The following is a 5,422-nucleotide window of genomic DNA, read 5'->3' on the forward strand; positions in this document are numbered from 1 at the left end:
TTTGAACATAATGCACCTCTCTTTTGAAAAGGAAGCGAGACCGTCCCTTATGTTGTGCCCATGCCAAGGAAGGCTGGGAGGAAACCCAGCAAATACGCATAAATCAGTATGGTGTCCCCGGATTTCTTGCAAAAGCATTTTTTTATAATTTTTTTCTTGACATGTTGCTCCGCTCTGCATTATACTGCAGCAAAACGCTCCAGATAGATGTGCTCCTTATTGGTCTGAAGCGATCTAAACCATTGTGAGGTGTAACATAACATGCCAAGAATCACCATAAATCTTAATGAAAAGGAAGCCGAACTCAAAGATATGATTAGGAAACTCAGCGAGTACAATGCCAACGGCAATCCCTACTTTGACAGATCGGAGAGCGTGATAGCCAAGATGATCTTGCAACCAGCTCTCAAGAGAGAATATGAGAAATATGCAAAGAGCGGAAAATAATGTATTGCCTGTGAGGTGTCCATATGATAAAGAACCAAGTTAAAAGTGGAACTGGAGCAGGATTGGATGAATATCCTAAAGGAATGGATAGAAAAAGTAATTGAAAACATAAAAAGTGCCGATACATTAAAGGAACGGCCCTCTGGTGTTATGACGGGACTTCGGAACTTGCAGTTACGTTTAAATCCTTTGATTCTCGCAAATGTTGACCCCAGAACCAGGTTCATGGCATATTTTCTTAGTTGTTACGTTGATACGGTTCTAATGGACCTTTGCGGGGATACGCCGGACGATGGAGATGGAAAACTGAAGAATGTAAGAGATGTTTTTTTTGAGAAAATCACCCAAGATTTTGAAAAATTAGTCTCTTGTTTGAAAAATAACGAAGATCCTTTGCCCATTTTTGAGGATTTCGTAGTATTATATACACAGGCAGTTAACAAACTGAATTATTTAGATAACCAATAGATATTGGAGGCCATTATGAGTGGAATCGACAAATCGGTCTGTCTAGCCATTCTTGACCGGGCGCTCAGAAATAGCTGGTACTATTTGCAAAGTGGGCGTAAGGCACCAGCTTATGCAAACATTGACAGCGCTATGTTGGGTTATCGTGATGAAACAAAGGTGCCTTTACCACCTCAGCATCAAAGAATGGAGGGCTTGGTAGAACAGTTTGCCAAGAAAATCAAACAAATTGATCGTGAGAGCCCATTTCATCGGTTGGCCTTTATTGACAAAGCAGGTAGAGGACCGGTTGGGATGATTGCCCTTTCAAGTCATATTATTTGGAAGTCTCAGAAAGAAGCAGTGTTCGTGAGGTCTTACAAGAATACTCTACGGTCGGCCATTGAAGGTACACGATTAGGGGCGGATGAGAAAGTATTAATTATCAGCGACATTGCAACAACTGGCGAGACCATACTAAAGGCTGCCAGCAAACTTTGGTTAGCTGGGGCAATAGTCGCTGGCGCATTGGTGTTTTTTGACCAAGAACTTGGTGCCAAAGAGAACTTAGCCCTGAAGGACATTACGCTACATAGTCTTTGTACAAGGCAAGAATACAGGAGTCAGCCGGATAGAGAAGAAAAATTACCAGACTTAGAAATCGGGGCTTTACGTGTTTTTGGTGGTGTAATGTAAGCTCCCAACCAGGACAACACTGAGCGTTTTGCTGGAAAAAAGGCCTTTTACCGAAGTAGAAGGTCTTTTTTAGGAGAGACCGTGCTTGCGATAACGATATCAGAGACTATTCAGGTTGACCAAGCAAACTGCGCCAAATGTATCCAGAAGGTTAGTTATACTAACCCGAGTGAAAAACCATACGATTTTTCAGGCATTTTCGGCACATTTTTCCACAAGGATTGCGATGATTTCGATTTCACAGATACGACAGGAGAAATCCATGTTGATGTAATAGATATTCATGATGAGCCCTACCAGAAAAGATTGACTTATTCTCTAAGTGGTTCTGTTTCCCCTAAAAATACAGCTGGTTACACATTAGAATACACTTGGTCAAACTTCAAAGACGAGGCAGGCTTTAAAAGAATAGCAACTAAATTTGACTTCTTAACAAATTATAACCTTACCATAATCGTCAAAGATTCTACATTTACTGACCGCCTGATCAGAGTGAAAGATCGGGACCAGGTTCTTAATGAAGAAGCGGGCGACTACCACGTCACTTTGGAGGGGAGCCTGTTTATCTCAAGACAACACATTTCTCCAAATTCGAACATGGATATTAGAATAATCGCTAGAATCCCCAAAATCCCTCTTCTTGTAATTAAGGATTTGGCCAGGGATTATGAGGGTTGCCTCGATCAGAGACACGTGGTTATTTGTGTTATTCATTTATTGAGAGATTCCTTGCCGTTCTTCGATTCTCTTCTTTCAATGGGCGTTGAAAAAGATGATCTGTTCATAGTTGGCATCCCCTATTCTTCCAAGATTGAGGTGGTAGAGCACCTAATGGATGACGATTTTCGTGTCAGGCACCTTGACAAAACTCGATATATCGATGAATTCCTTGGGGTTATCAAGGCAGTCCTCCTAGAAGCCTGCCAGCATTGTGTACGCACAAAAAAAAGCCTTCTAATCATTGAAGACGGCGGGTATGCTGTTCCACTCTTACATGAAGACGATGAATTCAGCGAATATTCAAACATTTGTGTGGGAGCAGTAGAGCAGACTGCAAACGGAATATGGGCTGATCAACTAATAGCCGAAAACAGTGGTCTATTATTTCCAATTATGAATGTGGCAGAATCAAGAATAAAAAGGGAACGTGAGTCTCCCTTGGTAGCCACGGCAATAATACAGAATATCAATCGACTTTTGGAAGGTTATGGCATTGATATAAGGAATCAAAAGGTAGGACAGATAGGTTTCGGGGTTATAGGTCGTCCCTTAGCCTTAGAAATGCAGTCTGACGGAGTTGATGTCACAATCTATGATCTTGATGAAGATATCAATAAAGAGGCGAAAAAAGATGATATTAAGGTCGCTCAGAGTCTTGAAGAGCTTCTGCCAGGAAAGACATTGATTATTGGCTGCACTGGAAAGGAAGTGGTGGGACTTTCAGAATTAAGGAAAATCGATAGAAACATATACTTTGTAAATGCGACATCGAAATTGCGAGAACTTAACTATAGAGAGTTCCTTGATATTGCCGAGAAACTGAAAATAAAAGCGGGCATAGGTACAGAATACAAGCTGAAAGGCGGCAGAGAGATAATAATTCGCTTGCTGGCCAATGGGTTCCCCGTAAACTTCTTTGAGAATGCTCAAAGCATTCCTGATCAAAAAATTCAATTCATTCTGGCACTGTTACTGGGAGCAGCAGGGCATTTAGTCTCAACAGGTATTTGTGAGCCACTAATCCACGAGATACCGTCTGCTTTGGAAGACAGAATAGAGAGGCTTATGTCTTTGCATGATAAAACAATATAAATCACAAAAGAAAGGATAGAAAAGGAGAAAATGAACGACAGGGAATTTAGCGACCGGTTACTCACCGAAATAGATAAGAAAAGGAGCGTGGCCGTCGTTGGTCTCGATCCAGATTATCAGAGAATTCCCTTATGCTTTCATGAGGCAACCCGGGGAAATGAAGGCGACTTGTTAAAATATGCCGCAGATGCGATCATTATCTTTAACAAATGCATTATTGATGTAGTTGAGCCTTACGTACCCGCCGTAAAGCCTCAAATAGCCTTTTTCGAAAGATATGGAATCGAGGGCATAAGGGCATTTATCAACACTGTGGAGTATGCAAGGAATAAGGGACTAATTGTCATCGAAGACGCAAAACGAAACGATATCGGCAATACCGCTCAAGCATACGCAGACGGCCATATTGGCATGGTGAAAATAGATGAGGACCGGGAGTGTCGAGTCTTTGGTGTAGATGCCATCACTATAAATCCCTATTTGGGTTCTGACGGTATAAATCCTTTTTTGGATACTATAGAAAAACACCATAAGGGTATATTTGTGCTAGTCAAAACGTCCAATCCCTCTTCGTCTGAGTTGCAGGATATCGTCTTGGAAGATGGGAAGACCAAGCTCTTCGAATACGTGGCCAAAATAGTCAACACATGGGGAGATAGGTTCGTTGGGCGACGTGGTTATTCTTCGGTCGGTGCAGTGGTGGGGGCCACATTTCCAGAACACGCGAAAGTGCTGAGATCAATCATGCCTAAGGCTATTTTCTTGGTTCCGGGTTACGGAGCTCAGGGGGCCACTGGGAAAGATATAACGGAATGCTTTAATAAAGATGGTTATGGTGCAATTGTAAGTGCTTCGAGGTCTATCAATTACCCTCATGGGACCGATTTGAACATCTCGGAAGACTCATTCAAAATTCTTGTCGAGAATGCCATACAAGCAATGAATAGTGATATTTCCGAGGCTTTATCAGGGAACGGTCTGCTTCCGTGGTAAGGAGTAATCCGATGACAATAAAAATAGAAGGAAAAGGCTTAATTTTTTCTCCAGATTTTATCGCCACTCAAGATGCTATAACAATTATTAAAAAGTGTAGGAATTACTTTAGCGCGGTTAAAGTTGGCAACATAATGCTTTACCGGGAAGGAATAAATGTCATTCAAAGACTGAAAGACGCCTCTGATCTGCCAGTCATATGTGATTTCAAGATTATGGACATACCAGATGTTGCCGAGGAGCTTATCGGAATTGGAGCAGAAACAGGTATGGACGGTGCTATGATTTGGGGAATGGCTGGGCAGGAAACAGTCTATAGATGTATTTCTTCATACCCAGACATTATGATTTTCTTACTCACCGAGTATACCCACAGCGCTGACGTAATTGACTCAACTATTGCCGACCAGATGGCACGGATGGCTGTCGAGACCAAAGCATACGGCATTCAGGCACCCGCCACGAGACCTAATCGTATCGCTGAGTTGAGGAGATTAGTTGGCCATGATTTGAAAATCATCAGTTGTGGAGTGGGGTACCAAGGGGCCTCATATGGTTCCGCTATAAAATACGGGGCAGATTTTGAGATTATTGGAAGGGCGATTTATCGCTCAGATGATCCGGTCGTTGAGTCAAAAAAGGCCCATGATGCTATTCTGTCAACGATAGTTTGATTTCGAAAGAAGCCCCTTTCATCAAGGTTTGACCAGAGAATATATTATTAGCATAATGCATGGGGGTAAATTAGAGTCGAGCCATTTTTACGGGATTTTAGTGATGCGAAGATTAGGGACATCCATGAAATTTTGACATTTGGCTCTATTCACGAGCCTCCTCACTGAACCACGCGTGAGACCTTGCTCTTTCGAGACCCTTTCATGGGTTTGTCCTTTTTCCGTTGCTGAAGGGCAGGGGGCCTGAGGCGAGTCTTCCGCAATCGCTGCTTGCGCTTGGCATCACCATATTTTCCGAATCTACCGCCCATGGACACTTCCAATCTTCGCATCAGACTTATTCAACATAGCCT

Annotated in this window: 6 protein-coding genes; all 6 read left to right on the forward strand. The window is 42.4% G+C overall.

Going from position 1 to position 5,422, the window contains the following annotated elements:
* Positions 1-261 precede the first annotated feature (261 nt).
* The 6 genes from KAU88_09680 (at position 262) to pyrF (KAU88_09705) (ending at position 5,069) form a co-directional block, all read left to right on the forward strand.
* Complete coding sequence (locus KAU88_09680) at positions 262-447, forward strand: hypothetical protein (GenBank protein MCK4478775.1); 186 nt, start codon at positions 262-264, stop codon at positions 445-447.
* A 66-nt stretch (positions 448-513) separates the two neighbouring features.
* The gene (locus KAU88_09685; GenBank protein MCK4478776.1) at positions 514-915 is read left to right on the forward strand and encodes a hypothetical protein; all 402 of its coding nucleotides are present in this window, start codon (positions 514-516) and stop codon (positions 913-915) included.
* Positions 916-930: 15 nt separating this feature from the next.
* A complete protein-coding gene (locus KAU88_09690) occupies positions 931-1,590 on the forward strand; it encodes a hypothetical protein (GenBank protein MCK4478777.1) in 660 nt (219 codons plus the stop codon).
* Positions 1,591-1,671: 81 nt separating this feature from the next.
* A complete protein-coding gene (locus KAU88_09695; GenBank protein ID MCK4478778.1) occupies positions 1,672-3,402 on the forward strand; it encodes a hypothetical protein in 1,731 nt (576 codons plus the stop codon).
* 30 nt (positions 3,403-3,432) lie between these two features.
* On the forward strand, positions 3,433-4,395 hold the full coding sequence (pyrF, locus tag KAU88_09700; protein ID MCK4478779.1) for an orotidine-5'-phosphate decarboxylase: 963 nt from the start codon (positions 3,433-3,435) through the stop codon (positions 4,393-4,395).
* A gap of 11 nt (positions 4,396-4,406) precedes the next feature.
* Positions 4,407-5,069, forward strand: coding sequence for an orotidine-5'-phosphate decarboxylase (gene pyrF / locus KAU88_09705; GenBank protein MCK4478780.1), 663 nt, complete (start codon positions 4,407-4,409; stop codon positions 5,067-5,069).
* The last annotated feature ends 353 nt before the right edge of the window (positions 5,070-5,422 follow it).

The sequence above is a fragment of the Candidatus Bathyarchaeota archaeon genome, assembly GCA_023131225.1.
Lineage (GTDB): Archaea > Thermoproteota > Bathyarchaeia > Bathyarchaeales > SOJC01 > JAGLZW01.